This is a genomic window from Parachitinimonas caeni (genome assembly GCF_030129945.1).
GTDB classification, from domain to species: domain Bacteria; phylum Pseudomonadota; class Gammaproteobacteria; order Burkholderiales; family Chitinimonadaceae; genus Parachitinimonas; species Parachitinimonas caeni.
This window is the reverse complement of sequence record NZ_JARRAF010000136.1, coordinates 1-898: the sequence shown is the minus strand read 5'-3', so window position 1 is coordinate 898 and position 898 is coordinate 1. Positions and strand designations below refer to the sequence as shown.

1 protein-coding gene is annotated in these 898 nt (G+C 49.8%); it reads left to right on the top strand.

From position 1 onward, the window contains the following. Positions 1-174 precede the first annotated feature (174 nt). Complete coding sequence (locus PZA18_RS23975) at positions 175-498, top strand: hypothetical protein (RefSeq protein ID WP_284103411.1); 324 nt, start codon at positions 175-177, stop codon at positions 496-498. Positions 499-898 lie beyond the last annotated feature (400 nt).

Genomic DNA, 898 nt, shown 5'->3' with positions numbered 1-898 from the left:
CCGCCTTACGTGCCGGAATTGATGCCCTCTATTTTACCCTCTCCATGCCGTCACTAAGTCGCTGACTTCACCTTTTTGGGGTTGGGCAAAAATAGCCAAGGAGATGCTGGTCTGATGCCCAGCTGGCACAGTGCTTGCTGTTACATATAAGTAGGTGATCGTAAGGATTCGCTTATGCGGCGACAATCTGATGGATATGAAAATCTGACTGACACTGAGCTGGCCAGTCTCGCGGTCATGCAAACGCTGGGTCGACTTCGCTCGGATGCCCGCATCGCCGATCTAATGGGTATTGGTATTTTTGAGGTGCTGATTGCTGCGCATGCTCGTTTATTAAACTTACCACTGGAGCACGTACGACAGCATTACGGACATGCGCAATCGTCAATGTGGTCAAGCGCCACCAGCATAGACGGCTTTCGACTGTGCAAATTTTGCGGAGAGGCCGTGCGCGACGATGGCAGCTCGAACTATCACGTATGCCGCGACAACGAATAAGCTGGTAAAGCGGACGGGTATAGAGTTCTTGCCTGCCTTGTGACTTCAGCACAAGGAACCGAAACCGTAGCTATGGGCCGTCACGTTGGCCAAAAAGTTAGAGGTTTTAGGCGACAACAATTTTCTCGCCATTGCAGAGTGAACACTCCTCAAATGTAGCTGAATGTGCTCTTTCAACGCAAATGCTGCCACGGCCATAGCATTGTGGGCAAAGTTGATACCCAAAGCTGGGCTCTATCTTTCCATTCCGGACCGCTTCCATAAATAGCCGACGTTTTATTGCATCTTTGACCTGGTCCGAGTCCAAGGTAAAGCCTCCAACGTTTGAATTAACGGGCACCGTTAAGCGCCCCGTTAAAATGAATGGTTAGATTTCATTCACCCAATATTCTAACCTCTC